The sequence below is a fragment of the Variovorax sp. Soil_C_12 genome, from assembly GCF_057657375.1.
On record NZ_JBDGIO010000008.1, the window covers coordinates 99,021 to 125,024 of the forward strand.

The 26,004-nt window shown below is 68.7% G+C and carries 21 protein-coding genes and 1 pseudogene; 15 read left to right on the forward strand and 7 right to left on the reverse strand.

All coding sequences use genetic code 11. The features are described 5' to 3' along the window. Window positions 1-4: 4 nt before the first annotated feature. A complete protein-coding gene (locus tag AC3A6X_RS21895) occupies window positions 5-517 on the reverse strand; it encodes an Lrp/AsnC family transcriptional regulator (RefSeq protein WP_487844185.1) in 513 nt (170 codons plus the stop codon). 183 nt (window positions 518-700) lie between these two features. Here AC3A6X_RS21895 and AC3A6X_RS21900 point away from each other — a divergent pair, with 183 nt between their 5' ends. The 5 genes from AC3A6X_RS21900 to AC3A6X_RS21920 all read left to right on the forward strand — a co-directional run bounded on the left by AC3A6X_RS21900 (window position 701) and on the right by AC3A6X_RS21920 (window position 10,435). Further along, entirely contained in the window at window positions 701-4,306 is a 3,606-nt protein-coding gene (locus AC3A6X_RS21900; protein ID WP_487844186.1) for an indolepyruvate ferredoxin oxidoreductase family protein, read from the forward strand. Window positions 4,307-4,526: 220 nt separating this feature from the next. Further along, window positions 4,527-4,859, forward strand: coding sequence for a preprotein translocase subunit YajC (yajC, locus tag AC3A6X_RS21905; protein WP_309959491.1), 333 nt, complete (start codon window positions 4,527-4,529; stop codon window positions 4,857-4,859). Between the two features lie 184 nt (window positions 4,860-5,043). Further along, window positions 5,044-6,924: a protein translocase subunit SecD gene (gene secD, locus AC3A6X_RS21910; protein WP_309959489.1), complete on the forward strand. Its 1,881-nt coding sequence runs from the start codon at window positions 5,044-5,046 to the stop codon at window positions 6,922-6,924. Window positions 6,925-6,938: 14 nt separating this feature from the next. Continuing rightward, the gene (secF, locus tag AC3A6X_RS21915; RefSeq protein WP_487844187.1) at window positions 6,939-7,889 is read left to right on the forward strand and encodes a protein translocase subunit SecF; all 951 of its coding nucleotides are present in this window, start codon (window positions 6,939-6,941) and stop codon (window positions 7,887-7,889) included. A 131-nt stretch (window positions 7,890-8,020) separates the two neighbouring features. After that, complete coding sequence (locus AC3A6X_RS21920; protein WP_487844188.1) at window positions 8,021-10,435, forward strand: DUF1631 family protein; 2,415 nt, start codon at window positions 8,021-8,023, stop codon at window positions 10,433-10,435. Between the two features lie 14 nt (window positions 10,436-10,449). Here AC3A6X_RS21920 and AC3A6X_RS21925 read toward each other — a convergent pair whose 3' ends face one another. The 3 genes and pseudogenes from AC3A6X_RS21925 to AC3A6X_RS21935 form a co-directional block, all read right to left on the reverse strand. Further along, window positions 10,450-10,959, reverse strand: a complete 510-nt coding sequence (locus AC3A6X_RS21925; protein WP_487844189.1) for a Smg family protein — start codon at window positions 10,957-10,959, stop codon at window positions 10,450-10,452. Between the two features lie 69 nt (window positions 10,960-11,028). Then, window positions 11,029-12,164 (reverse strand): annotated as a pseudogene (gene dprA, locus AC3A6X_RS21930) (DNA-processing protein DprA). A gap of 18 nt (window positions 12,165-12,182) precedes the next feature. After that, entirely contained in the window at window positions 12,183-13,400 is a 1,218-nt protein-coding gene (locus AC3A6X_RS21935) for a LysM peptidoglycan-binding domain-containing protein (RefSeq protein WP_487844190.1), read from the reverse strand. 162 nt (window positions 13,401-13,562) lie between these two features. On the opposite strand from AC3A6X_RS21935, the gene def reads away from it, so the two are divergent. From def to AC3A6X_RS21960, 5 genes are read left to right on the forward strand one after another with little or no spacing between them, the layout of a single operon-like run. After that, window positions 13,563-14,096 (forward strand): peptide deformylase, encoded by a 534-nt coding sequence (gene def / locus AC3A6X_RS21940; protein WP_487844191.1) that lies wholly within the window; start codon window positions 13,563-13,565, stop codon window positions 14,094-14,096. After that, complete coding sequence (locus tag AC3A6X_RS21945; RefSeq protein WP_487844192.1) at window positions 14,093-14,599, forward strand: hypothetical protein; 507 nt, start codon at window positions 14,093-14,095, stop codon at window positions 14,597-14,599. Before def ends, AC3A6X_RS21945 begins: the two co-directional genes overlap by 4 nt. Before the next feature lie 8 nt (window positions 14,600-14,607). Further along, entirely contained in the window at window positions 14,608-15,558 is a 951-nt protein-coding gene (gene fmt, locus AC3A6X_RS21950) for a methionyl-tRNA formyltransferase (RefSeq protein WP_487844193.1), read from the forward strand. Next, window positions 15,558-16,298, forward strand: a complete 741-nt coding sequence (locus AC3A6X_RS21955) for an AzlC family ABC transporter permease (protein ID WP_487844194.1) — start codon at window positions 15,558-15,560, stop codon at window positions 16,296-16,298. Before fmt ends, AC3A6X_RS21955 begins: the two co-directional genes overlap by 1 nt. After that, a complete protein-coding gene (locus tag AC3A6X_RS21960; protein WP_309959471.1) occupies window positions 16,295-16,645 on the forward strand; it encodes an AzlD domain-containing protein in 351 nt (116 codons plus the stop codon). The genes AC3A6X_RS21955 and AC3A6X_RS21960 overlap by 4 nt, the downstream gene beginning before the upstream one ends. A gap of 45 nt (window positions 16,646-16,690) precedes the next feature. On the opposite strand, the gene AC3A6X_RS21965 is transcribed toward AC3A6X_RS21960, so the two are convergent. From AC3A6X_RS21965 to AC3A6X_RS21975, 3 genes are read right to left on the reverse strand one after another with little or no spacing between them, the layout of a single operon-like run. Beyond that, entirely contained in the window at window positions 16,691-18,331 is a 1,641-nt protein-coding gene (locus tag AC3A6X_RS21965) for an FAD-dependent monooxygenase (RefSeq protein WP_487844337.1), read from the reverse strand. 8 nt (window positions 18,332-18,339) lie between these two features. After that, window positions 18,340-19,461, reverse strand: coding sequence for an alpha/beta hydrolase family protein (locus tag AC3A6X_RS21970; protein ID WP_487844195.1), 1,122 nt, complete (start codon window positions 19,459-19,461; stop codon window positions 18,340-18,342). Further along, window positions 19,458-20,012: a VOC family protein gene (locus tag AC3A6X_RS21975; RefSeq protein WP_487844196.1), complete on the reverse strand. Its 555-nt coding sequence runs from the start codon at window positions 20,010-20,012 to the stop codon at window positions 19,458-19,460. The genes AC3A6X_RS21970 and AC3A6X_RS21975 overlap by 4 nt, the downstream gene beginning before the upstream one ends. Before the next feature lie 90 nt (window positions 20,013-20,102). Between AC3A6X_RS21975 and AC3A6X_RS21980 the strand changes: the two genes are divergently transcribed. From AC3A6X_RS21980 to AC3A6X_RS22000, 5 genes are all read left to right on the forward strand, one after another. Next, window positions 20,103-21,011, forward strand: a complete 909-nt coding sequence (locus AC3A6X_RS21980) for a LysR family transcriptional regulator (protein ID WP_309959465.1) — start codon at window positions 20,103-20,105, stop codon at window positions 21,009-21,011. An 85-nt stretch (window positions 21,012-21,096) separates the two neighbouring features. After that, window positions 21,097-22,290, forward strand: a complete 1,194-nt coding sequence (locus AC3A6X_RS21985; RefSeq protein ID WP_487844197.1) for a phosphoglycerate kinase — start codon at window positions 21,097-21,099, stop codon at window positions 22,288-22,290. A 99-nt stretch (window positions 22,291-22,389) separates the two neighbouring features. Continuing rightward, complete coding sequence (gene pyk / locus AC3A6X_RS21990) at window positions 22,390-23,838, forward strand: pyruvate kinase (protein WP_487844198.1); 1,449 nt, start codon at window positions 22,390-22,392, stop codon at window positions 23,836-23,838. 98 nt (window positions 23,839-23,936) lie between these two features. Continuing rightward, on the forward strand, window positions 23,937-25,001 hold the full coding sequence (gene fba, locus AC3A6X_RS21995; RefSeq protein WP_106560808.1) for a class II fructose-bisphosphate aldolase: 1,065 nt from the start codon (window positions 23,937-23,939) through the stop codon (window positions 24,999-25,001). Between the two features lie 95 nt (window positions 25,002-25,096). Next, complete coding sequence (locus tag AC3A6X_RS22000; RefSeq protein WP_487844199.1) at window positions 25,097-26,002, forward strand: phosphoribosylaminoimidazolesuccinocarboxamide synthase; 906 nt, start codon at window positions 25,097-25,099, stop codon at window positions 26,000-26,002. Window positions 26,003-26,004: the final 2 nt, after the last annotated feature.

Sequence of the window (26,004 nt, forward strand, 5' to 3'; positions counted from 1 at the left end):
GCCGCTATTGTCCGGTCCCCGGCCGGCCGGTCTTGCCGGTCTTGCGCGCGAGGTGGCCCAGCGGCAACGCGCGGCTGGCCTTGACTTCGCCGAGCGAGAAGCTGGTGTGCAGGTCCTTCACGTTGGGCAGGTGCATCAGGCTGTTGAGTGCGAAGCGTGAAAAACCGTCCAGGTCCTCGGCCACCACCTGCAGCTCGAACATGCCGGTGCCGCTGATGTAGTGGCAGGCCACCACCTCGGGCAGCTTGCGGATCGCCTCCTCGATCTTGCGCGTGACCTCGCCGGTGGCGCGATCGGTGTCCAGGCGCACGAAGGCCAGCACGCCCAGGCCGATCTTGTGGCGGTCGATCTCGGCGTGGTAGCCGCGGATGTAGCCGGCTGCCTCCAGCGCGCGCACCCGGCGCCAGCAGGGTGCGGCCGACAGGCCCACGCGCTGCGCCAGTTCGGCGTTGGTGAGCCGCGCATCGGCCTGCAGTTCTTGCAGGATGGCGAGGTCGAACTTGTCAATGCTTTCCATAGGAGGGCATCTTAAGCAAGATCCTTTCAAACAGGGGGCTTGAATGGGCAAAGAACGCAAACACCTATCAAGGCGCCAGGCATACACTTTGCGAGCATGATGGCTGCGGGGAGTGTTCCTACCCGATCGCCTCGCCCCCACCAACCGCCACGCCCACAAGGCACAGCCACGGAGACAACGACGATGAACGCACCGCTGCCCCAGCACATTCGCCAGGCACTCGAAACGGTCACGCTCGACGACAAATATTCACTGGACTACGGCCGCGCCTTCATGAGCGGCGTCCAGGCCCTGGTCAAGCTGCCCATGCTGCAGCGCCTGCGCGACCAGCAGGCTGGCAAGAACACGGCAGGCTTCATCAGCGGCTACCGCGGCTCGCCGCTCGGCGGCTACGACCAGGCGCTGTGGAAGGCCAGCAAGTACCTGAAGGAACAGCACATCGTCTTCCAGCCGGGCGTGAACGAGGAGCTCGCCGCCACCGCGCTATGGGGCACCCAGCAGCTGGGCTTCGCGCCGCCGGGCACCAACAAGTACGACGGCGTCTTCGGCATCTGGTATGGCAAGGGGCCGGGCGTGGACCGCTGCTCCGACGTCTTCAAGCACGCCAACATGGCCGGCACCACGCCCTGGGGCGGCGTGATCGCGGTGGCCGGCGACGACCACATCTCCAAGAGCTCGACTGCGGCGCACCAGAGCGACCACATCTTCAAGGCCTGCGGCACGCCGGTCTTCTTCCCGACCAACGTGCAGGAGATCCTGGATCTCGGCATCCACGCCTTCGCCATGAGCCGCTTCGCCGGCATCTGGTCGGGCATGAAGACGATCCAGGAGATCGTCGAGTCGAGCGCCACCGCGATGATCGACCCCGAGCGCGTCGAGATCGTGATGCCCACCGATTTCCAGATGCCGCCCGGCGGCCTGCACATCCGCTGGCCCGACCATGCGCTGGAGCAGGAGGCGCGGCTCATGCACTACAAGTGGTATGCCGCGCTGGCCTACATCCGCGCCAACTGGCTCAACCACAACGTGATCGAAGGGCCCCACGACCGCTTCGGCATCATGGCCAGCGGCAAGGCCTACAACGACACCCGCCAGGCCCTGATCGACCTGGGCCTGGACGACGCCGCCTGCCGCCAGCTGGGCATCCGGCTGCACAAGGTGGCGGTGGTGTGGCCGCTCGAGGCCCAGCTCACGCGCGACTTCGCCACCGGCCTGCAGGAGATCCTGGTGGTCGAGGAGAAGCGCCAGGTCATCGAGTACCAGCTCAAGGAAGAGCTCTACAACTGGCGCGCCGACGTGCGGCCCAACGTGGTCGGCAAGTTCGACGAAGGCGAGGTGCACGAGGCCGAGGGCTACTCGGGCGGCGAATGGTCGATGCCCAATCCGACGGCTCACACGCTGCTGCGTGCCAACGCCGACCTGAACCCTGCGCTGATCGCCAAGGCCATCGCCAAGCGGCTGAAGACGACCGGCATCCTGGCCGCGGCCGGTGCGGACATGGCGGCGCGCATCGACGCCCAGCTCGCCATCCTCGAGGCCAAGGAGCGCGCGATGGCGGCGCCGCAGACCGTCGGCGTGGCCGACGCCGCGCGCCAGCCCTGGTTCTGCTCCGGCTGCCCGCACAACACCAGCACCGTGGTGCCCGAGGGCTCGCGCGCGATGGGCGGCATCGGCTGCCACTTCATGGCGACCTGGATGGACCGCTCCACCATCGGCTTCACGCAGATGGGCGGCGAGGGCGTGCCGTGGGTGGGCCAGCAGCCCTTCACCACCGACCAGCACATCTTCGCCAACCTGGGCGACGGCACCTACTTCCACAGCGGTCTGCTGGCGATCCGCCAAAGCATCGCGGCCGGCGTCAACATCACCTACAAGATCCTCTACAACGACGCCGTCGCCATGACCGGCGGCCAGCAGGTCGGCGAGCGGCCCGAAGGCCACTCGGTGCTGCAGATCGCGGAGAGCCTGCATGCCGAGGGCGCAGTCAAGGTCGTGATCGTGACCGACGAGCCCGAGAAGTACGAGGGCGTGAACGTGCCCGGCCAGGACGTGAAGGTGCGCCACCGCGACGAGCTGGACGAGATCCAGCGCGAGTTCCGGGCGATCAAGGGCACGACCGCCATCATCTACGACCAGACCTGCGCCACCGAGAAGCGCCGCCGCCGCAAGCGCGGCACGGCGGTCGATCCGGCCAAGCGCGTGGTCATCAACGAGCTGGTCTGCGAGGGCTGCGGCGACTGCAGCGTAAAGAGCAACTGCCTGTCGGTGGAGCCGCTGGAGACCGAGTTCGGCCGCAAGCGCACGATCAACCAAAGCACCTGCAACAAGGACATGAGCTGCCTCAAGGGCTTCTGCCCCAGCTTTGTCACGGTGGAAGGCGGGCAGCTCAAGAAGAAGGCGAAGAACAAGGCTTCCACGCCGGCCGAGATGGGCGCACTGTCCGAACCGGCCCTGCCTTCGCTGGCCGGCGGCAACGTCTGGGGCATCGTGGTCGCCGGTGTCGGCGGGACCGGCGTGATCACCATCGGCCAGCTGCTCGGCATGGCCGCCCATATCGAGGGCAAGGGCATCGTCACCCAGGATGCGGCCGGCCTCGCGCAGAAGGGCGGCGCGACCTGGAGCCATGTGCTGATCGGCGACACCCAGGACGACATCCGCACCACCCGCGTGGGCACGGCTGCGGCCGACCTGGTGCTGGCCTGCGACCCGCTGGTCAGCGTCAACGCCGAGACCATGGCGCGCATGCGCGAGGGCCGCACGCACGTGGCGCTCAACAGCCACAGCACGCCGACCGCGTCCTTCGTGCGAAACGCCGACTGGCAGAACCCGCAGGAGGCCTGTGCCGCCGAGATCGCGCGCGCCGTCGGGACCGCGGGGCTGGGCGCCTTCGACGCCGATGCGGCCGCGACCTCGCTGATGGGCGACACCATCTACGTCAATCCGATGATCCTCGGCTATGCCTGGCAGAAGGGCTGGATCCCGCTCGAGCATGCTTCGCTGATGCGCGCCATCGAGCTCAATGCGGTCGCGATCGACAACAACAAGGCCGCCTTCGAATGGGGCCGTCAGGCGGCGCAGCGGCCGGAAGATTTGCGCAAGCGCGTCTCGCCCGGACAGGTCGTCGAGTTCAAGAAGCGCGACACGGTCGAGAGCCTGGTGGCGCGCCGCGTCGAGTTCCTCGCGGCTTACCAGAACGTCGCCTATGCCGGGCAGTACAAGGCTTTCGTCGCCAAGGTGCAGCAGGCCGAGGCGGCGTTGGGCAAGACCAGCCTGGCCGAGACGGTGGCGCGCTACCTGTTCAAGCTGATGGCCTACAAGGACGAGTACGAGGTCGCGCGCCTGCACAGCGACCGCAGCTTCCTCGAGCGCGTCGAAGGCATGTTCGAGGGCGACTACAAGCTCAACTACCACCTCGCTCCGCCGATCATTGCCCAGCGCAACGCCAAGGGCGAGCTGCAGAAGCAGAAGTTCGGCCCGGCGATGCTGACCGGCTTCCGCCTGCTCGCGAAGCTCAAGGGCCTGCGCGGCACGGCGCTCGATCCCTTCGGCCGCACCGAGGAACGCAAGACCGAGCGTGCGCTGATCGGCGAGTACCGCGCGAGCATCGAGGAGCTGCTGTCCGGCCTGAATGCCGGCAATCATGCGCTGGCCCTGGAGATCGCGAGCCTGCCCGAGCAGATCCGCGGCTATGGCCATGTGAAGGAGCGCAACCTCAAGGCGGCGCGCACCCGCTGGGTCGAGCTGATGGCCAAGTGGCGCGACCCGCAGGGCGCCCGCGCGGCGGCCTGAGCTCCTGCCGGGGCCGTCCGGCGCGGCGGCCCTGAAAGCCCTGCCCGCCCTGCCGGCTTAGCGCCGGCGGGCCGGACGCCGCCGAATACAATGCGCGATGCTGTGCGGGGCCCGGCCCCGCTTTAGTGCGCCTGTTCCATGGCCCGTGCCATGCGCTGCGCGGAACCGCGAACCCCGCCGGGGTGCGCGCTCATACCTTCCTCTCTTGCTGGAGACTCCCTTGTTCATTTCCTCCGCTTTCGCCCAGACCGCGCCCGCTGCTGCCGGTGGTGGCGACATGATGTCCTCCCTCGGCAGCATGCTGCCGCTGGTGTTGATGTTCGTGGTGCTGTACTTCGTGATGATTCGCCCGCAGATGAAGCGCCAGAAGGAAGCGCGCGCCATGATCGAGGCCCTGGCCAAGGGCGACGAGGTTGCAACCGCCGGCGGCCTGCTCGGCAAGATCACGCAGATCGGCGAGCAGTACCTGACGGTCGAGATCGCCAAGGGCGTCGAGGTGCAGGTGCAGCGCAGCGCGGTTGTCCAGGTCCTGCCCAAGGGCGCAATCAAGTAATGCTCCGCCGCAGCCCCTGCCGGCCGGAATCAATGCGCAGTGACTTTTTTCCCCATCGGCCGCGCGTAGCGCGCCGCGTTCGTGGGCTGCCGTGGAACCGGCTTTGCCGGGCCACCGGCAGCGCCCCCGGTCGGGGGTCGGCGAAGCGACACGCAGTGCCTGCAGCCTGGGGGCGAGCAATAATATGAACCGTTATCCGGTCTGGAAGTACGCGATCATCGTCGTCGTGCTGCTTGTGGGGCTGATCTACGCCCTGCCCAATTTCTTCGGCGAGGCGCCTGCAGTGCAGGTGTCTTCGGGCAAGTCGAGCGTCAAGATCGACGCCGGCACCCAGGGCCGCGTGGCGGAAGCGCTGAAGGCGGCCGGCCTCGCGCCGGACCTGATCACGCTCGACGCCAACTCGGTACGGGCGCGCTTCGCCACCACCGACGACCAGCTCAAGGCGCGCGACGTACTGCAGCGCACGCTGGTGCCTGACCCGAGCGACCCGCCCTACGTGGTGGCCCTCAATTTGGTGTCGCGCTCGCCGTCCTGGCTGGCCGCGCTGCGCGCCTACCCCATGTACCTGGGCCTGGACCTGCGCGGCGGCGTGGACTTCCTGCTGCAGGTCGACATGAAGGGCGCCATCGACAAGAAGGCCGAGTCCTTCGCCAACGACCTGCGCTCGGGCCTGCGCGACAAGAACGTCCGCGGCGCTGCGGTCACGCGCAATGGCCAGACCATCGAGGTGCGCTTCCGCGACGCCGCCGCCCTGGAGGCGACCAAGGCACTGATCCAGGACCAGTTCACCGACCTGGCGACCACCGACAGCCAGGAAGGCAGCGAGTGGCGCCTCACGGCCACCATCAAGCCCGAGGCGGCGCGCCGGCTGCAGGATGCCGCGCTGAAGCAGAACATCACCACGCTGCACAACCGGATCAACGAGCTGGGCGTGGCCGAGCCCGTGATCCAGCAGCAGGGCCTGGACCGCATCGTGGTGCAGCTGCCGGGCGTGCAGGACGTGGCCAAGGCCAAGGACATCCTGGGCCGCACCGCCACCCTCGAGATGCGCCTGGTGGACGAGTCCGCCGAGGGCCGCGCGGCCGAGACCGGCAGCGGCCCGGTGCCCTTCGGCTCCGAGAAATTCCTCGACCGCGAAGGTCGCACCGTCATCGTCAAGAAGCAGGTGCTGGTGACCGGCGAGAACCTGACCGACGCCCAGCCCGGCTTCGACTCCCAGACCCAGCAGCCCAAGGTCGACCTGACCATGGACGCCAAGGGCGGCCGCATCATGCGCGACGTCAGCCGCGAGAACTTCCGCAAGCGCATGGCGATGCTGATCTTCGAGAAGGGCAAGGGCGAGGTGCTGACGGCCCCGTCGATCAACGGCGAGCTGGGCAACCGCTTCCAGATCTCGGGCTCGATGAACGTGGTGGAGGCCAACGACCTCGCCCTGCTGCTGCGCGCCGGCTCGCTGGCCGCGCCGATGGAGATCATCCAGGAGCGCACCATCGGCCCCAGCCTGGGCGCCGACAACATCCAGAAGGGCTTCGACAGCGTGATGTACGGCTTCGCCGCGATCATGGTGTTCATGTGCGTGTACTACATGCTGTTCGGCCTGTTCTCGTCGATCGCGCTGGCGGTGAACCTGCTGCTGCTGGTGGCCATCCTGTCGATGCTGCAGGCGACGCTCACGCTGCCCGGCATCGCGGCCATGGCGCTGGCGATCGGCGTGGCCATCGACTCCAACGTGCTGATCAACGAACGCGTGCGCGAGGAACTGCGCAACGGCGCCTCGCCGCAGGCTGCCATCCATGCGGGCTACGACCGCGCCTGGGGCACCATCCTGGACTCCAATGTCACCACCCTGATCGCCGGCATCGCGCTGCTGGCGTTCGGCTCCGGGCCGGTGCGCGGCTTCGCGGTGGTGCACTGCATCGGCATCGTTACCTCGATGTTCTCGGCCGTGTTCTTCTCGCGCGGCCTGGTGAACCTCTGGTACGGCCGCAAGAAGAAGCTCAAGAGCCTGTCCATCGGCACGGTCTGGAAGCCGGACGCCGACAAGGCCGCGGCCGGCGCCAAGTAAGGGAGCACAGAACCATGGAGTTCTTCCGAATCCACCGCACGATCCCGTTCATGCGCTACGCGCTGGTGCTGAACGCGATCTCCGTCCTCACCTTCCTGCTGGCGGTCTTCTTCCTGTTCCACCGCGGCCTGCACCTGTCGGTGGAGTTCACCGGCGGCACCGTCATGGAGGTCGCCTACCAGCAGTCGGTGGACGTGGGCAAGGTGCGCGAGACCATCGCCAAGCTTGGCTATGCCGACGTGCAGGTGCAGAACTACGGCACCTCGCGCGACGTCCAGATCCGCCTGCCGGTGCAGAAGGGCCAGACCTCGGCCCAGCAGAGCGAGCAGGTGATGGCGGCGCTCAAGGTGGTGGACCCTAGCGCCAACCTGCGCGGCAACGAGTTCGTCGGCCCGCAAGTGGGCGAGGAACTCACCACCAACGGCCTCAAGGCGCTGGGCATGGTGGTGGTCGGCATCATGATCTACCTGGCCTTCCGCTTCGAGTGGAAGTTCGCGCTGGCCACGGTGCTGGCCAACCTGCACGACGTGATCATCATCCTGGGCTTCTTCGCCTTCTTCCAGTGGGAGTTCTCGCTGGCGGTGCTGGCGGCGGTGCTGGCGGTACTGGGCTACTCGGTCAACGAGTCGGTGGTGATCTTCGACCGGGTGCGCGAGAACTTCCGGCGCTACCGCAAGATGTCGACCCGCGAGGTGATCGACAACGCCATCACCTCCACCATCAGCCGCACCATCATCACCCACGGCTCGACCCAGCTGGTGGTGCTGTCGATGTTCTTCTTCGGCGGCCCGACGCTGCACTACTTCGCGCTGGCCCTGACCATCGGCATCCTGTTCGGCATCTATTCATCCGCCTTCGTCGCGGCGGCCATCGCGATGTGGCTGGGCGTGAAGCGCGAGGACCTGGTCAAGGCAACCCCCAAGCAGGGCGATCCGGACGATCCGAACGCCGGCGCCACGGTGTGACCGGCGCGGGCCTTGCCCCGGCAGCTGCGGATTGGGGTTGCCGAGCAGCATCCGGTACGCTTGTGCGGTTACGCTTCGCGATGCAAGCTCGGACTTGTTGAAACGTATTAATTGCCGTCCTCGCTCTTCCCATGATCTCGCGGTCCCCCGCCTCCTCCCAGCAGCTCGCCCGCGAGACCCGTGAGCGCTTCGTCGCCGCCACCGAGGGGGCGATCGTGCCGGTCGCCAATGCGGTACGCGAACGTCTCGCGGCGCTGGCCGGGATGACCGCCAGCGCGCGCGACATGCAGCAGCACCGCGACGACTACCTGGCCTTCCAGTCCCAGGGCTCCAACTGGGTGCCGATGTCGCGGACCGCGTGGCGCAAGGCGCTGGGGGGCAGCACGCAAGGCGGCCCAACGGGCGGCCTGCGCCTGGAGCTGATCGGCGACGAGGTGGTGGAGACCAGCATCCTGTCCTCTCGCCTGGCACAGTCGATCCAGGACAAGGCCCAGTTCGAGCTCAACGACCTGCGCCTGCGCATCCAGCACCTGGAAGGCACTGCCGAGCTGGACGCCAAGGACGTGCTCAAGCCCGAGGCGCTGGCCCGGACCCTGGTCGACCAGTGGCTGGCCGTGGGCCTGAGCCGGGAGACCTGGGCCCGGGTGCAGGATATCGTCCAGCAGCGCCTGGTCGACGTGGTCGTCGCAGCCTACAAGGACGCCAATGCCTTCCTGATCGAGCGCGGGGTGATGCCCGAGATCGACCTCAAGAGCTTCGTCAAGCGCACCGGCAGCGTCAATTCGGCGCCAGCGGCGCTGGGCGGCAGCTTCGCGCACGCCTCGCAGGCTGGCACCACCCTGCCCGGCGTCGGCGGCGCGGCCCGCGGCGTGCCAGGCGGCTTCGGCGCGCCGCCGGGCAGTTTTGCGCCAGCGGCGATCGGCGTTGGCCGCGGGCCGGGCCAGGTGGGCGGCGACACGCTGGTCGCCACCGGCGGCTCCCCGCTGGTCTTGGCACGCCAGCGCGCCCAGGGCGTGCTGCTTAATCTCAAGCGCTTCGTGACCGCCCGGATCGGCGGCGACCTGAGCCAACTGCGCGCGCCGGGCGCCCAGGGCCCCGGAGCCGGCGCCATGGGCGGTGGGGGCGGCGGCGGAGGCGGTGGCGGCCCAGTCGGCCTGGCCGCGCCGGCCTTCGCCGCGGCCATCGCCGACGCCGAGGCGGCCTACCAGGTGATGGCCTCGCAGTACGTGGTCGGCGACGAGGCCACGGCCATCCACCAGACCGCCGCCGAGCTGCGCCGGCGCACCAGCGAGCTCAAGAAGAAGGCGCCGACCACGGCCGACAAGGCCACGGTCGAGATCGTGGCGCTGATGTTCCAGGCCATCCTGGCCGAGGAGCGCATCCCTTTCTCAGCGCGCGTGTGGTTCGCGCGCCTGCAGATGCCGGTGCTGCGGGTGGCGATTGCCGAGCCGGAGTTCTTCGGCACGCTGCAGCACCCGGCGCGCATGCTGATCGACCGCATGGGCTCCTGCGTGATGGGCTTCGACGCCGCCGCCATCTCGGGCAGCGCGCTGGAGGGCGAGATCCGGCGCGTGGTGCAGGTGATCGAGCAGTACCCTGAGACCGGCCAGCGCGTCTTCAAGCTCGTGTTCGACGAATTCGTCGCCTTCCTGAACAAATACCTGACGCAGAGCGACGCCACCCAGCGCCTGATGAGCGTGGCGCAGCAGGTCGAGCAGAAGGAGACGATGGCGATCCAGTACACCATCGAGTTGCGCAAGATGCTCAACGACATGCCGGTGCGCGAGGAGATCCGCGAGTTCTTGTTCAAGATCTGGGCGGAAGTGCTGGCCATCGCCGCCCTGCGCTACGGTGCCCAGGACGAGCAGACCGTCACCCTCAAGCGTGCGGCCTCCGACCTGGTGTGGGCCGCCAGCGCCAAGCCCAACCGCAACGACCGCGCCCGCGTGATCCAGGACCTGCCCCAGCTGCTGCAGCGCCTGCGCCAGGGCATGAGCCTGCTGGGCATCGAGGGCGAGCCGCAGGAGGCGCAGATCAAGACCATCGGGTCGACGCTTTCCGATGCCTTCCTCTCCAAGACCGAGGCCATCCCGCCGGCCAAGATCGAGGCCATGGCCAAGCGTTTGGCCAACCTCGAAGACTTCGTCACCGACGAGGGCGATGCCACCGACCTCCCACTGGACGCCGCCAGCATCGAGCTTCTGCTCGGAGTGGATGCCGCCTCGCTCGAGATCGTGCCCGACACCGGCAACAAGGTCGGCGAGGACATGCTCCAGTGGGCGCACGAGCTGCAGGTTGGGACCTGGTTCATGCTCGATCACAACGACCGGGTGAGCCAGGTCCAGTTCGTCTGGCGCAGCGAGCGCAAGCAATTGCACCTGTTCGCCTCCAGCGACGGGCGCAGCTTCCTGATCCAGGTGGGGCGGCTGGCTTCCTACCTGCAGGCGGGGCTGCTGGTGCCGGCCGAGGAAGAGACGCTCACGGTGCGGGCCACGCGCGAGGCGCTGGCCAAGCTGGACGCGAATCCCGAACGGCTCTTGAACTGAGTGAGCCGCGGGGCTCAGTGTGCGACGCGATTCAGGGTGTCGTCGCAGAGCTCATCCAGCACCAGCGCATCGGGCTCGATGCCGGTGCTCCAGTGCACCATCAGCACGATGATCTTGAGCTCGTCCAACTCCAGCGTATCGTCCGTGGTGGCCATCGCGCGCTCGACCACGATCTCGCGCAGGCCAGCCGGCAGCACGCCCGACGACTCGAGGAAGCTGATGAAGCCCAGGCACTCGGCGCCCAAGTGCTCTTGCTCGGCCCTCGAGTAGACGCGCATCGACCCGGGTGATTGGGGCAGCGCGGTGGGGCCTTCCAGGGTCACCGTGGCGCTGGTGCCGTCGGCATGGCGGGTGAGGTGGATGCCTTGGGTGGCGAGGCTCAAGCCGTCGAGCCAGTGCAGGGCGTCGCGGATCTCCTGCGGGTCGAAGCCCTGTGCGCTGAGCTTGCGGCCCAGCTGGCCGGACTCGGGGCAGGCATCACCGCGCCAGTAGTTTTCGTACACGTACACGAGCACTTCGAACATGGGCCCAATATAGCCTAGCTCGGCGTCGGTGCGCTTGCGTTGTCGGAATGCAGTGCCAGCGGGACGCACTCAGCCTTGGGCGATTTGCTGAAACAGGCCGCCGGGCAGCCGGGCCACGCAACCGGCCAGCTCCAGCTCCAACAGCTGAACCTGCAGCGCGGCGACCGGATGGCCGGTGCGCGCGCACAGCGCGTCCAGGCTCACCGGGTCGTAGCCCATGGTGTGCAGCAGGCCTTCGGGGGGCGAGGCGGGCTCGTTCTGCGGCGCTGGCGCGGGCGGAGGGGCGGCTGTATCGAAGCGCAGCTCCTCGAGCACGTCGCCCACCGTCTCGACCAGCTTGGCGCCCTGGCGGATCAGGGCGTGGCAGCCGCGCGACTGCGGCGAATGGATGGATCCGGGGATGGCGAACACCTCCCTGCCCTGCTCGCTGGCGAGCCGTGCGGTGATCAGCGAGCCCGACTGCAGCGCCGCCTCCACCACCAGCGTGCCGCGCGACAGGCCGGCGATGATGCGGTTGCGCTTCGGGAAATTCTGGGTGAGCGGTGGCGTGCCCAGCGGAAACTCGCTCACGATCAGCCCGCGCTCGGCGATGCGCTGCGCGAGCGCGCGGTGCCGGGCGGGGTAGACGCGGTCCAGCCCCGTGCCGACCACCGCCACCGTCGCCGGCCAGAGCAGGTCGATCACGGCATCCAGCGCGCCCTCGTGGGCCGCGCCGTCGATGCCCAGCGCCAGCCCCGACACCACCGCGATCCCGGCCTCGCCGAAGGCCCGTGCGAAGGCACGCGCGTTCGAGACGCCCTGCGGCGTAGGGTTGCGGCTGCCCACCATCGCGACGCTGCGCGCCAACTGCGCGAGCTCGAGCGGCGCCGGCCCGATCAGGTAGAGCATCAGCGGCGGATCGGCCATCTCGAGCAGGGAGGCCGGATAGGCGGCGTCCCCCAGCGTGAGGATGCGGTGCGTCGCGCCCTGCGGCTCGATGCCCTGAAGCCATTCGAAGTGCGGTCGAGCAGGGCGCCGAGCTCGTCCGGCGGCTGCAGCAGGGCGTTGGCCTGCGCCTCGGGCACGATCTGCCGGAGCGCCGCGGCCGGCTGCGCGAAGACCTCCGAGGGCAGGCCGAAGGCCGCCAGCAGTCTGCGCGCGGCCGTGTTGCCGATGCCCGGCGTCAGCGTGAGCCGCAGCCAGCCTGCGAGTTCGTCACGTTCCACGCGACGGTCGGGCCGGCGTCAGGGGTTGATCAGCAGGTCGCCGATGCGGGGTGCGTCGTTGATCTCGAGCACCAGCGCGTACGACACCCGCTCGAAGGGACGAAACACCATCAGGAGGCCGATGCGCTCGTTCGGCAGCTTCAGCGTCTCCTTGGCGGCGCCGGTCTTGTCGATGATGGTGTCGCCGTTCTTGAGGATGGCCAGCACATGGCCGTTCTCGATGCCGTCGATGGTGCCCTTGTTGATGGCCACCACCTGGTTCTGAGCCGCGAACTGCACCGCGTTGCCGTAGACCGAGACGATGCGGCCGTCGGCGACGGTGTGCGCCGGGGCGCGCGGCACGTAGCTCAGCAGCTGGCGCGGCGGCTCGGGCAGCAGGCGGTCGCCGGCGCGGATCTCCTCGCGGGCGGCGCTGATGTCGATGGTGGCCGGCACCGGGTACACGACCTCCTTACCCTCGACCTCTTCCTTGACGCTCGATTCGCCGCGCTGCAATTGGGCCTTGCCCACGTATTGCGCTTCGTAGCCGAGGATCTCGCCCGTGCCCGGGTCCTTGAGCGGAGTCGCGTTGCGGAAGACGCGGTAGGTCCGGATCGGGCCGGGCGCTTCCATCAGCGGTGCGTTGGGTTCGCCGCGCGCATAGGCCCGGTCGCCGCGCGCCAGCACCACGCGGCTGTCGTTGCCCGCCACGATGCGTGGCGCTGTCGCCAGCGTCTCGGCGTCGACCACCACCGGCTCGGCAAGGAAGGGTTCGATCACGCTGGGGTTCAGCGTGGGAAGCGCCATGTCCGACAGGGACTCGTAGCGCGTGCGCGGGGACAGCTTGATGGTGCCGCCCTCCGGCATGCCGCTGCCGCCGCGGCGCAGCGCCAGGCGGGCGCGGCCGCCGCTCTTGTCGAGATAGAGCACCTGCCCGGGGTAGATGCGATGCGGGTTCTGGATCTCGCCCATGTTCATGCCCCACAGCTCGGGCCAGCGCCAGGGGCTGCGCAGGAAGAGACGGGAGATGGCCCACAGCGTGTCGCGCGGCTTGACCGTGTACTCGTCGGGCGCGTTCGGCGCCAGCTCGGACAGCGGCACGCCGGCCTGCGCCGTCTGCTGCGCGGTGCCGCGCTGCTGGGGCGTGACAGGATAGTTCTGCGCCTGCGCCGTTGCGCCCAGGCCCGCCATGGCGATCGCCGCCAGCGTGGCGAGAAGGTTCGGACGCAGGCTGTTGTTGATGCGATGTTTCTTCATGGTCGGATGGTGTGCGCGCGCGGGGCCCGGGAGGGCGTACGAATACTCACAATTTGAAACCAATTTTGCGCTGAAGCCCTTGATCGGGCAACGTTTATCAAGTCGCGAGGCCTCTGGGCGTCGCGGAAATGGCGAAAATGACGACAATTTTTCCTCCCGTTCATGGCCAAAAGAACCATCCTGAGCTATCCCGACCCGCGCCTGCACAAGGTGGCCAAGCCGGTGCAGGGCGTCGATGCACGCATCAAGACCCTGGTCGCCGACATGCTCGAAACCATGTACGACGCCAACGGCATCGGCCTTGCGGCCACCCAGGTCGACGTGCATGAGCGTCTGGTTGTGGTCGACGTATCCGAGGAGCGTAACGAGCCCCTGGTTTTGATCAACCCCGAGGTTGTCTGGGCCAGTGATGAAAAAGTCCTCAATGAGGAAGGATGTCTCTCGGTGCCCGGCATTTACGACGGCGTGGAGCGTTCCACCGCCGTGCGCGTGACGGCACTCGACGCCGAGGGCGAGTTGCGCACCATCGAGGCCGAGGGCCTGCTGGCCGTCTGCATCCAGCACGAGCTCGATCACCTGCTGGGCAAGGTATTCGTCGAATACCTCTCGCCCCTGAAGCGCAACCGCATCAAGAGCAAGCTGCTCAAGCAGCAGCGCGAGGACCAGCGCCTCGACCAGCGGGAAGGCCGGCGTTGACGCTGGCCCTGCACACCGGCTTGGCTGCGCTGCTTGCGGCTGCGCTGCTGGCCGGTTGCGCCGGCGAGCCCACGCGTCTCGCCATGGGCAGCTCGCGCGACCAGACCTTGCGCGAGCTCGGCGCGCCGACGGCCGTCTATCCCCTGTCCGGCGGTGGCGAGCGGCTGCAGTACTCGCGCGCACCGGCCGGCTTCGAGGTCAACAACGTCGATCTCGACGCGGGCGGCCATGTGGTCTCGGTCACGCAGGAGCTCGACGAGCGCCTGTTCGACAGCACCATCCAGCCCGGCGTCGGCCGTTGGCAGGTGGCCGACGTGCTGCGCATCTACGGCCGACCTTTCGAGGTCACGAAGGTGAGCTCCTTCGACGGCAGCATCTGGACCTGGCGCTACAAGTGGCAGAACACCCCGCGCCTGCTCTACATCTACATCGATCCGACCGGCGTGGTGCAGCGCTACCACACGGGTGACAACCTGATGCTCGAACTGCTGGCGCCGCTGTGAGGGGCCGCATGAAGGTCGCATTCGCGGGGACGCCAGAGTTCGCCCGCGTCGCGCTGGAGGCGATCGCCGCAGCCGGTTTCGAGATCGTGCTGGTGCTGACGCAGCCCGACCGCCCCGCGGGCCGCGGCATGAAGCTGCAGGCCTCGCCGGTCAAGCAGTTCGCCCTCGCCCGCAACTGGCCCGTGGCACAGCCGCGCAGCCTGCGGCTGGACGGCAAATACCCGGAGGACGCAGCCGCGGCGCGTGCCGCCATCGTCGACGCCGGGCTCGACGTCATGGTGGTCGCGGCTTACGGCTTGATCCTGCCGCAATGGGTGCTCGATGCGCCGCGGCTGGGCTGCCTCAACATCCACGCCAGCCTGTTGCCGCGCTGGCGCGGGGCGGCGCCCATCCACCGCGCCATCGAGGCCGGCGACGAACTGACCGGCGTCACCATCATGCAGATGGACGCGGGCCTGGACACCGGCGACATGCTGCTGGGCGAATCGCTCGCAATCGGCGAGGACAGCACCGCGCAGCTGCACGACCGGCTGGCCGCGCTGGGCGGCCGGCTCATCGTGGACGCGCTGAAGCATGCGGAGGCCGCAACGCTGCGCCCCCAGCCCCAGCCCGCGGAAGGGGTGAGCTACGCGCACAAGGTCGAGAAGCAAGAGGCGCAGATCGACTGGACGCAGGCGGCCGCGACCATCGTGCGCCGCATCCGCGCCTTCGACCCGTTCCCGGGCGCCAGCAGCACCGTGGACGGCGAAGCCCTCAAGCTCTGGGCCGCGCGGGTTCAGCCTGAGCCCTCGACGGAGCCGCCCGGAACGGTGCTGGCGGTCAGCCCGACCGGCGTCGCCGTGGCGGCCCAGGATGCGATCGTGGTGCTCACCGAGTTGCAGCGCCCGGGCGGCAAGCGCCTGCCGGTGGCCGACTTCCTGCGCGGCTTCGACCTGAAGCCCGGGCAGGTCTTCGGCTGATGTTCTTTCTCTCGTCAATCCGCCGCCTCCCCGAATTCCGCCAGGGCGCGCGCGACATGTCGTCGGTCGCCCTGGGCACCGGCGCCTGGGGCCTGATGACCGGCGTGGCGATGGTCAAGGCGGGCATGAGCGTCTTCGAGTCGATCGCGATGACGCTGCTGGTCTATGCCGGCAGCTCGCAGCTGGCGGCCATCCCGCTGCTGATCGCCGGCGCGCCGGCGTGGGTCATCCTGGCCACCGGCTTCTGCGTCAATCTGCGCTTCGTGGTGTTCAGCCTGCACCTGCGGCCCTATCTGATGCACATGCCGCGCTGGCGCCGCATGATGCACGGCTATCTGACGGCCGACATGACCTACGCGTTCTTCACCCGGCAGTACGCGCAGCCGCCCGCCAACGCGGCCGAGCAGCGCGCGCAGGAGGCCTATCTCACCGGCAACTACTTCGTGGTCTGGTGCTCGTGGATGGGCATGAGCGTGCTCGGCGTCCTGCTCGCGAACCTGATCCCGCAAAGCTGGGGGCTGGGCTTCGCCGGCGTGCTCTGCCTCGTTGCCGTGGTCTGCTCGATGGCGACGACGCGGCTGCGCATCCTCGCGGCCCTGATTGCGGGCGTGACCGCCGTGGCGGCCTACGCGCTGCCCTTGAAACTCAACATCGTGGCCGGCATCGGCGTGGCCGTGTTGCTGTGCTTCTGGCTCGAGAAGCAATTCGGGCTGGACCCCGACGCGGAGGACGACAAATGACCCTGGGCAGCGGCGGCACCACCGATCCATGGACCCTCGCCGTGATCGTCGGCCTGGCCTGCGTGACCGTGCTCACGCGTTGTTTCTTCTTCATCCTCGACCGTCCCTGGGGCCTGCCCGACTGGGCGCACCGCGCACTGCACTACGCCCCGGTGGCCGCGCTCGCGGCGGTGATCATTCCCGAGATCGTGATGACGCAGGGCCACCTGATCTCGACCTGGCAGGATGCGCGGCTGTACGGCGCGGCGGCCGGCGCCGCCTACTTCTTCCAGCGCCGGGGCGTGCTGGGGACGATGTTGGCCGGCATGGCGGTGTACCTGCCGCTGCATCTGGGCCTGGGCTGGTGAGCTGGCGCCGTCCAGAGGCTCGCGCTCGCGGGCTCCTGGGGCCCCTCAGCCGTGGGCCAGGGCGGTGTGGACAGCGGCGGCGATGGCCGCCGGCGTGGGATCTTGCAGCAGCGCGGCGCGGTAGGCGTCGGGACGAACCAGGCAGAAGCTGCCGCGCGCGTGCGCGCCCAGCTGCGTGCCCAGCGCGTCGTCGGGCTCGAGCGTAGGCAGGCCGCTGTCGCCGCCGATCGCGACGAGCTGCAGCGGCAGTGACGCGGCCGTGTCGGCCACCGCCTGGACCTGCTCGCGTGTCGGCGCGAACCACAGCCCGAGGCAGTGCGTGCCTTCGGCCAGCAACTGCATCAGGGTGCAGGGTCCGCCGTCGCGCCAGCGCAGCGGCAGGTTCTGCACGCTGCGCGCGCCTTCGAGCAGGTGCCGCCCGGCCGGGTAGTCGTTGGCCACCGACATGCGCCCCGTGTTGACCAGCGCGCGCGCAAACGGATAACGCGAGGCCAGCGCGAGCACCGCGCGGCGCATCGTGTGCTCGGCCTGCGAGCGGGGCGCGAGGAAGCGGGCGGTGCGGCTGGTGACCTTCAGGTTCTCGGCCGCGGCGGGCCGGCGCTCGGCGTCGTAGGTGTCGAGCAGCGCCTCGCCGGCTCGGCCCTGCGCGACCAGCGCCAGCTTCCAGCCCAGGTTGGCCGCGTCCTGGATGCCGCTGTTGCCGCCACGCGCGCCGAAGGGGCTCACCACATGCGCTGAATCGCCGATGAAGAACAGGCGTCCATGGCGGAAGCGGTCGAGCAGGTGGTCGCGGTAGCCGTACGGCCCGATCCAGACGAACTCGAACTCCACGCCCGGGCCGAGCTGCTCGCGCAGCCGCGCGCCGGCCACCTCCGGCTTGCTGATGTAGGCCGTGTCGCAGTCCTCGGGCATCTGGTAGTCGATGCGCCAGACGCCGTCGGCCATCAGGTGCTGCCAGACCGCGCGGCCTTCGTTGAAGGGCGCGTCGACCCAGGTCCAGCGCTCCACGGGCAGCGGCTTCTTGAAGCGCACGTCGCTGATGCACCAGCGGTCGGTGCTGCGCGAGACGTGGGCGTCCAGGCCCAGTTGTGCGCGGATGGGGCTGTTGGCGCCGCTCGCATCGATCAGGTAGCCGGCCTCGATGGCGTAGGCGCCGGCCGGCGTCTCGATCTCGACGCGCACGCCTTGCTCGCCCGGCTCGATGCGTGTCACCCGGTTCTTCCACCGCAGATCGACCACGCCCAGTTCGAGGAGGCGGTCGACCAGGAACCATTCGAGGTAGAACTGCTGCAGGTTGATGAACGGCGGCTGCGCCGAGACGCTGCTCGCCTGCAGGTTGAAGTTGTAGACCTCGGTCTCGCCCGAGAAGGTGCGGCCGAAGGACCAGGTGATGCCCTTGTCCGCGATGCGCCGGTAGATGCCCAGCCGCTCGAAGATCTCCAGGCTCTTCTGTGCGTAGCAGATGCCGCGCGAGGACGCGCCGCGCACGCCCACCGTGTCGTTCTCGTCCAGCAGCACGGCGGGCACGCCGCGCTTCGCGAGGTCGCAGGCCAATGTCAGGCCGGCCGGCCCCGCGCCGACGATGACGATCGGATGGCGAACGAACGCGTCGCTGCCGAGCTCGGGCGGCGGCACGAAGGGCCAGTGCGGCAGCCGGTATTCGGGCGCGAAGTGGAACGCTTCCACGGCCGTACTCACAGTGCTTGGGCCCATTCGGCGATTGCGTCGGCTGCGCGGGGCACCAGCTCGGGCTGGCCGGCGAGGTAGTGGTTGCCGCCGACGATGTCGACATTGCGTATGCGTTCGCCGCCCGCCTTCATCCACGCATCGCGTGTGCTCGGGAAGGTGGACTGGTCGGCCGTGTAGGTCAAGAGCAGCTTGGGGCAGGTGGTGCGCGCCAGATTCGACGGCCCGTCCGCTTGCGAGCGCGAGGACCATTGCGACAGAAAAGCCGTCAGGGAGGTGGTGCGGCCCATCGCGTTGGCCGAGTAGTTGACCTGCCGCGCATCGCCCCAGACGCTGCCGGGTGCGCGGTCGTTGGCGTCGATCGAGAGGTCCACGCAGCGCGGATCGGCGTGCGTGCGATAGACGACGAAGGCCTGGTCGCGCGGCGCGCCGGGCGTGCTGCGCAGCAGCCGCAGCCGTTCCAGCGCCCAGGCCTCCAGCCGGTCGAGGCGGGCCTTCTGCGCGGCGCCGAAACGGGCGAGAAAGTCGGCGCTGTAGGGCACGCGATGGCGCGCGTCGTACATGTCGAGCTCGGGGTCCACCGAGAGCAGATCGTGCTCGTCGGTGACGGACGGATCGATCCAGTCGCGCATCAGCTTCGAGCGGCCCTGGTGCGCCGCGCACAGCGCGATGCCGTCGGCCGGCGGCAGGTCGTCCGGATGCAGGTGCGTGGGGTCGCCATCGGGGAAGTGGTGGGCGGTGAGCTTCTCGGCCTGCGCCTGGTAGAAGCTGGCAAGCGCTGCGCCGCCGGAATTGCCGATCAGCACCACCTTTTCGTAGCCCAGGCCGCGCAGGAACTGCACGCCCGCACCCAGGTCCTGGATCGCGCGCTCCATCAGCAGCACCGTGTCGTTGCCCATGTAGCGCGAATTGAGGCCCATGCAGCAGATCCCGCGCTCTGCCAGCGGCGCGATCAGGTAGTGGCCCATGAAGTTGCTCGTGGGATGCATCACGATCGCGGCGATCTTCTTGCGGCCGGCGGGCGCGCGGTAAGCACCGTAGATGCGCGGGCGCAGCATCTGCAGGCCCGACTGGCTCTCCATCGCCGCGCCGGGCTTGACGTCGATGACGGCGAGTTGCAACTGCGTCACGCCGCTGCCTTTTCGCGCAGTTGCGCCTTGCGCAGGGTCCATGCGTCCAACTCGGCGTGCGCGCGCCGCGCATGCGCCTCCATCTCGGCCAGCGGCACCGTGGGCGTGGTCAACTCTACCCGGATGCCGTTGGGGTCGAAGAAGTAGATCGACTCGATGATGTGGTGGTCGGTCACGCCCAGCACCTCGACGCCGGCCGATTCGAGTCGCGCCTTGGCGGCCCGCAGGTCGGCCACCGAATCCACCCGCAGTGCGATGTGGTTGACCCAGGCCGGCGTGTTGGGCGAGGGCAGGGCGGCCGTGTCGTCGCCCAGGTCGAAGAAGGCGATGTACGAGCCGTCGCGCATCTGGAAGAAGATGTGGACGTAGGGGCAGTACTCGCCGGTGCTCGGCACAAGGTCGCTCTTGATCACGTGCACCAGCGGCAGGCCCAGCAGGTCCTCGTAGAAGCGGCGCGTTTCCTCGCTGTCGCGGCAGCGCCAGGCGAAGTGGTGCAGGCCGCGCACGGGCACGGGGGGTGGGGCGAGCGGCACGATCTCGGCAGGGGGCATGGCTTGTCTCCGGGGGGAACAGGCCGGATTGGGCCTCGGTTCTTCTTATGATTCAATCGAAATAAATTCATCGATTGATGAAGAATGACCATGAATCTCACCCTGCGCCAGCTGCGCGCTTTCGACGCCGTGGCCGAGACCGGCAGCTTCACCGCCGCCGCCGCGCGCCTGCATCTCACGCAATCGGCGCTGAGCGTGCTGGTGCGCGAGCTGGAACGCGAGATGGGCGTGCAGCTCTTCGACCGCCACACGCGGCGCGTGCTGCTGTCGGAGGCCGGCCGCGCCTTCCAGCCCTCGGTGCAGCGCCTGCTGGCCGACCTGGCCGGCGCGGTGGCCGGCGTCACCGAGTTGCGCGACCAGAAGCGCGGCCTGCTGCGCCTGGCCGCACCGCAACTGATGGCCTGCACGTTGATGCCGCGCGTGATCGCGGCCTACCGCGCGCGCTATCCGGACATCGAGGTGCGGCTGGCCGACACCCTGCCAGAGCACCTGCTGGCGGGCCTGGCCTCGGGCGAGGCGGAGCTGGCGGTGGGGCAGGATGTGGAGGTGGATGCCGCCGCGGTCGAGCGCCGCACCCTGTTTCGTGACCGGCACTGGCTGATCTGCCCGCCCGACCATGCGTTCGCCCGCCGGCGCAAGGTGCGCTGGAGCGAGCTCGGGCCCTACACCTTCATCGCGCCCACGCGCGATTTCCGCCAGCGCGTGCTGCCCGAGCTGGAGGCCGATGCGCGCGCCTTCCTGCTGCGGGCCTCGACGCAGGAGGTGTCGTACATGACGACTGCGCTCGGCATGGTGGCCTCGGGGCTTGGGCTCACGGTCTGCCCGACCTACTCGGCCTCGCTGGTGCGGGCCCATGGGCTGCAGATGGTCAAGCTCGACCGACCCGACTTCCACCGCGAGGTCTGCGTGTACGCGGCGGCGCGGCGTTCGCTCTCGCCGGCGGCGGCGGGCTTCGTCCAGATCCTGGAGCGTTTCGCGCAGCCGGGGCTTGCGGGCTGATACAGGGCGCCCCGCGGCCAAACCTACAATCGCCCTTCGCCTTTTTCTAGGCACCTCCCTCGCTTCAATCCTCTCGCTCCTACCCATGAACGTCCTTCGATTCACCGACCTCGCAGCGCAAGGCAAAGTCGCCGGCCAGCGCGTGTTCATCCGAGCCGACCTCAACGTGCCGCAGGACGATGCCGGCAGCATCACCGAGGACACGCGCATCCGTGCGTCGGTGCCCTGCATCCGGCAGGCGCTGGATGCAGGCGCGGCGGTGATGGTCACCTCGCACCTCGGCCGGCCCACCGAGGGCCAGTTCAAGCCCGAGGACTCGCTGGCGCCGGTCGCCAAGCGCCTGGGCGAGCTGCTGGGCCGCGAGGTGCCGCTGGTGTCGAACTGGGTCGACGGCGTGCAGGTCGAGCCGGGCCAGGTCGTGCTGCTGGAGAACTGCCGCCTCAACAAGGGCGAGAAGAAGAACGACGAAGCGCTGGCGCGCAAGCTGGCCGCGTTGACCGACATCTACGTCAACGACGCCTTCGGCACTGCGCACCGCGCCGAGGCCACCACCTACGGCATCGCCCAGTACGCGAAGATCGCCTGCGCCGGTCCGCTGCTGGCGGCCGAGATCGATGCCATCACCAAGGCCCTGGCCAACCCGAAGCGCCCGCTGGTGGCGATCGTCGCGGGCTCCAAGGTCAGCACCAAGCTCACCATCCTCAAGAGCCTGGCCGACAAGGTCGACCAGCTGATCGTGGGCGGCGGCATCGCCAACACCTTCATGCTGGCTTCCGGCCTCGCGATCGGCAAGTCACTGGCCGAGCCCGACCTTCAGGACCAGGCCCAGGCCGTGATCGAGGCCATGCGCGCGCGCGGTGCCGCGGTGCCGATCCCGGTCGACGTGGTCACCGCCAAGAGCTTCGCCGCCGACGCGCCCGCCACGGTGAAGGCCGCGAACGCGGTGGCCGAGGACGACCTGATCCTCGACATCGGCCCGAAGACCGCGGAGATCCTCGCTGCCCAGCTGCGCGAGGCCGGCACCATCGTGTGGAACGGCCCGGTGGGCGTGTTCGAGTTCGACGCCTTTTCCAAGGGGACGGAAGCCATCGCGCGCGCCATCGCCGACAGCAGCGCCTTCTCGATCGCCGGGGGCGGCGATACGCTGGCGGCGATCGCCAAGTACGGCATCGAAGACCAGGTCGGCTACATCTCCACCGGCGGCGGCGCCTTCCTCGAAGTGCTGGAGGGCAAGACGCTCCCGGCTTTCGAGATCCTCGAAAAGCGAGTGGCGGGCTGAGCGCCAGGCGCGCGGGACGCGCCGGAAATCGCGCCGGCGGGGCTATCGCCGGATTCGAAAAGTGTATACAGTATGGAATACAAACCGGAGACCCGCAGCATGAGCACGACCCGCCCTCCCCGCCACGCCACCAAGATCGTCGCCACGCTCGGCCCGGCCTCGAGCACGCCCGAGCTGCTCGAGCAGATGATCAACAACAAGGTCAGCGTGGTGCGCCTCAACTTCAGCCACGGCACGGCGCAGGACCACATCAACCGCGCCACCATGGTGCGCGAGGCGGCGCGCAAAGTGGGCCGCGAGGTGGCGATCATGGCCGACCTGCAGGGCCCGAAGATCCGGGTCGGCAAATTCGCCGAGGGCAAGGTGTGGCTGGAGCCGGGGGCGAAGTTCGTCCTCGACGGTGCGCGCACCGAGCTGGGTGACGTCGACGCCGTCGGGCTGGACTACAAGGACCTGCCGCGCGACGTGAAGGCGGGCGACAGCCTGCTGCTGAACGACGGCTTGATCGTGCTCACGGTCGATGCCGTCAAGGGCGAGGCGGTGCATACCACGGTGCGGCTGGGCGGCGAGCTCTCGAACAACAAGGGCATCAACAAGCAGGGCGGCGGCCTCACGGCGCCGGCGCTGACGGCCAAGGACATGGAGGACATCAAGACCGCCATGAGCTTCCAGGCAGACTACGTGGCGGTGAGCTTCCCCAAGAACGCCACCGACATGGAGATGGCGCGCCAGCTGTGCAACGTGGCGGCCGCCGAGTTCGGCCACAAGCCGGGCCTGATCGCCAAGATCGAGCGCGCCGAGGCCATCCCGAAGCTGGATGAAATCCTGCGCGCGAGCGACGGCATCATGGTCGCGCGCGGCGACCTCGCGGTCGAGGTGGGCAACGCCGCCGTGCCGGCGCTGCAGAAGAAGATGATCCGCATGGCGCGCGAGATGGACAAGGTGGTCATCACGGCGACGCAGATGATGGAGTCGATGATCAGCAACCCGGTGCCCACCCGCGCCGAGGTAAGCGACGTGGCCAACGCGGTGCTCGACGGCACCGACGCCGTGATGCTCTCGGCCGAGACCGCCTCGGGCCGTTATCCGCTGGAGACGGTGCAGGAGATGAGCCGCATCTGCGAGGCCGCCGAAGCCGCCGAGGACCTGCAGCTGGACGCCGACTTCAGCGGCCAGGCCTACAGCCGCATCGACCAGTCGATCGCGATGGGCGCGCTCTTCACCGCGCACCACCTGGGCGCCAAGGCGATCGTCGCGCTGACCGAATCGGGCTCCACCCCGCTGTGGATGAGCCGCCACCGCGCCCACATCCCGATGTACGCCCTGACCTCGCGCCTGGCAACCCAGCGCAAGATGGCCCTCTACCGCAACGTGCGCCCGCTGCTCATGGACGCCGAGAGCGACCGCGACACGGCGCTGCTGCAGGCCGAGGCCCACCTCAAGAAGCGCGGCATCGTGCAGACCGGCGACATCTACGCCATCACCTGCGGCGAGCCCATGGGCGCGCCGGGCGGCACCAACATGCTCAAGATCTGCCGGGTGGGTTGAGACGCAGCGTCCCAAACGGGGCGTCGGAGCTGTCCGACAGGGGTGCTCAGTAGAATCGCGGTAGTTTTTCCTTCTTAATTTTCCCGCGAGGTACACCCATGGCACTTGTCTCGATGCGCGAACTGCTCGACCACGCTGCGGCCAACGGCTACGGCATCCCGGCCTACAACGTCAACAACCTGGAACAGGTGCAGGCCGTGATGGAAGCGGCCAAGGAAACCGGCGCACCGGTGATCCTGCAGGCCAGCGCCGGCGCGCGCAAGTACGCGGGCGAGCCCTTCATCAAGCACCTGATCCTGGCGGCCGTCGAGGCCTACCCGAACATTCCGCTGGTGATGCACCAGGACCACGGCCAGAGCCCCGACGTGTGCCAGGGCGCGATCAACCTGGGCTTCTCCTCGGTCATGATGGACGGCTCGCTGGAAGGCGACGGCAAGACCATCGCCAGCTACGACTACAACGTCGACGTCACCCGCAAGGTGGTCGACATGGCGCACAAGGTCGGCGTGACGGTGGAAGGCGAGCTGGGCTGCCTCGGCTCGCTCGAGACCATGAAGGGCGACAAGGAAGACGGCCACGGCACCGACGCGACCATGACGCGCGAGCAGCTGCTGACCGACCCGGAGCAGGCCGCGGACTTCGTCAAGAAGACCCAGCTCGACGCGCTGGCCATCGCCATCGGCACCAGCCACGGCGCCTACAAGTTCACCCGCAAGCCCACCGGCGACATCCTGGCGATCGACCGCATCAAGGAAATCCACCGCCGCATCCCCAACACCCACCTCGTGATGCACGGCTCGTCCTCCGTGCCGCAGGACCTGCTGGCCATCATCCGCCAGTACGGCGGCAACATGAAGGAGACCTACGGCGTGCCGGTCGAGGAGATCCAGGAAGCCATCAAGTACGGCGTGCGCAAGATCAACATCGACACCGACATCCGCCTGGCGATGACCGGCGCCGTGCGCAAGTTCATGGCCGAGAACCCCGAGAAGTTCGACGCCCGCGAATGGCTCAAGCCCGCGCGCGAGGCCGCCAAGCAGATCTGCAAGCAGCGCTACATCGAGTTCGGCTGCGAAGGCCAGGGCGCCAAGATCAAGGGCGACACCCTGCAGGTCGTGGCCGCCAAGTACGCCAAGGGCGAGCTGGCGCAAGAAGTGCTCTGATCTCATCGCCTTCCTGCCGAAGCCACCTTCGCGGTGGCTTTTTTCTGCGCGCACAATCTCGGTCGTCCCCCGTTTCCGCCGTTCCATCACCCGCCATGACCACCGTCCACACTTCCTCCATCCAAAGCCTGCCCCTGCTCGCGCGCGGCAAGGTGCGCGACAACTACGCGGTTGGCGAGGACCGCATCCTGATGGTCGCGAGCGACCGCCTCTCGGCCTTCGACGTGATCATGGGCGAGCCGATCCCGGGCAAGGGTGTGATCCTGACGCAGATGGCGCTGTGGTGGTTCGACCGGCTGGGCCACCTGTGCCCCAACCACCTGACCGGCGAGGCGCCCGAGAGCGTGGTGACGGCGGCCGAGGTGCCCCAGGTCCGCGACCGCTCGATGCTGGTCAAGCGCCTCAAGCCGATCCCGGTCGAGGCGGTGGTGCGCGGCTACCTCGCCGGCAGCGGCTGGAAGGAATACCAGGAGAGCCGTTCCGTCTGCGGCGTGCCGCTGCCCGAGGACCTGGGCAATGCCAGCAAGCTGCCGCGGCCGATCTTCACGCCCGCGGCCAAGGCGGCGGCGGGCGCGCACGACGAGAACATCAGCTACGAGCGCGTGGTCGAGGTGGTCGGCCCCGCGCTCGCGCAGCAGATCCGCGACACCAGCATCGCGATCTACGAGGCGGCCGCTGCCATCGCGCTGACCAAGGGCATGATCATTGCCGACACCAAGTTCGAGTTCGGCCTCGACGAAGCCGGCACCTTGGTCCTGATGGACGAGGTGCTCACCCCCGACAGCTCGCGCTACTGGCCCATCGAGGGCTACCAGGCGGCGCTGGCTGCCGGCGCCAACCCGCCGAGCTACGACAAGCAGTTCGTGCGCGACTGGCTGGAGGGAGTCAAGGTCAACGGCAAGCCCTGGGACAAGACCCCGCCGGCGCCGCGCCTGCCCGCCGACGTGATCGAGAAGACGGCCGCCAAGTACCGCGAGGCGCTGCAGCGGCTGACTGGCTGAAG

What these genes read in the sequence shown, in the direction of transcription:
- AC3A6X_RS21895 (WP_487844185.1), bottom strand. Translation starts at nt 517, where the DNA reads ATGGAAAGCATTGACAAGTTCGACCTCGCCATCCTGCAAGAACTGCAG.
- AC3A6X_RS21900 (WP_487844186.1), top strand. Translation starts at nt 701, where the DNA reads ATGAACGCACCGCTGCCCCAGCACATTCGCCAGGCACTCGAAACGGTC.
- secD (WP_309959489.1), top strand. Translation starts at nt 5,044, where the DNA reads ATGAACCGTTATCCGGTCTGGAAGTACGCGATCATCGTCGTCGTGCTG.
- secF (WP_487844187.1), top strand. Translation starts at nt 6,939, where the DNA reads ATGGAGTTCTTCCGAATCCACCGCACGATCCCGTTCATGCGCTACGCG.
- AC3A6X_RS21920 (WP_487844188.1), top strand. Translation starts at nt 8,021, where the DNA reads ATGATCTCGCGGTCCCCCGCCTCCTCCCAGCAGCTCGCCCGCGAGACC.
- AC3A6X_RS21925 (WP_487844189.1), bottom strand. Translation starts at nt 10,959, where the DNA reads ATGTTCGAAGTGCTCGTGTACGTGTACGAAAACTACTGGCGCGGTGAT.
- AC3A6X_RS21935 (WP_487844190.1), bottom strand. Translation starts at nt 13,400, where the DNA reads ATGAAGAAACATCGCATCAACAACAGCCTGCGTCCGAACCTTCTCGCC.
- def (WP_487844191.1), top strand. Translation starts at nt 13,563, where the DNA reads ATGGCCAAAAGAACCATCCTGAGCTATCCCGACCCGCGCCTGCACAAG.
- fmt (WP_487844193.1), top strand. Translation starts at nt 14,608, where the DNA reads ATGAAGGTCGCATTCGCGGGGACGCCAGAGTTCGCCCGCGTCGCGCTG.
- AC3A6X_RS21955 (WP_487844194.1), top strand. Translation starts at nt 15,558, where the DNA reads ATGTTCTTTCTCTCGTCAATCCGCCGCCTCCCCGAATTCCGCCAGGGC.
- AC3A6X_RS21960 (WP_309959471.1), top strand. Translation starts at nt 16,295, where the DNA reads ATGACCCTGGGCAGCGGCGGCACCACCGATCCATGGACCCTCGCCGTG.
- AC3A6X_RS21975 (WP_487844196.1), bottom strand. Translation starts at nt 20,012, where the DNA reads ATGCCCCCTGCCGAGATCGTGCCGCTCGCCCCACCCCCCGTGCCCGTG.
- AC3A6X_RS21980 (WP_309959465.1), top strand. Translation starts at nt 20,103, where the DNA reads ATGAATCTCACCCTGCGCCAGCTGCGCGCTTTCGACGCCGTGGCCGAG.
- AC3A6X_RS21985 (WP_487844197.1), top strand. Translation starts at nt 21,097, where the DNA reads ATGAACGTCCTTCGATTCACCGACCTCGCAGCGCAAGGCAAAGTCGCC.
- pyk (WP_487844198.1), top strand. Translation starts at nt 22,390, where the DNA reads ATGAGCACGACCCGCCCTCCCCGCCACGCCACCAAGATCGTCGCCACG.
- fba (WP_106560808.1), top strand. Translation starts at nt 23,937, where the DNA reads ATGGCACTTGTCTCGATGCGCGAACTGCTCGACCACGCTGCGGCCAAC.
- AC3A6X_RS22000 (WP_487844199.1), top strand. Translation starts at nt 25,097, where the DNA reads ATGACCACCGTCCACACTTCCTCCATCCAAAGCCTGCCCCTGCTCGCG.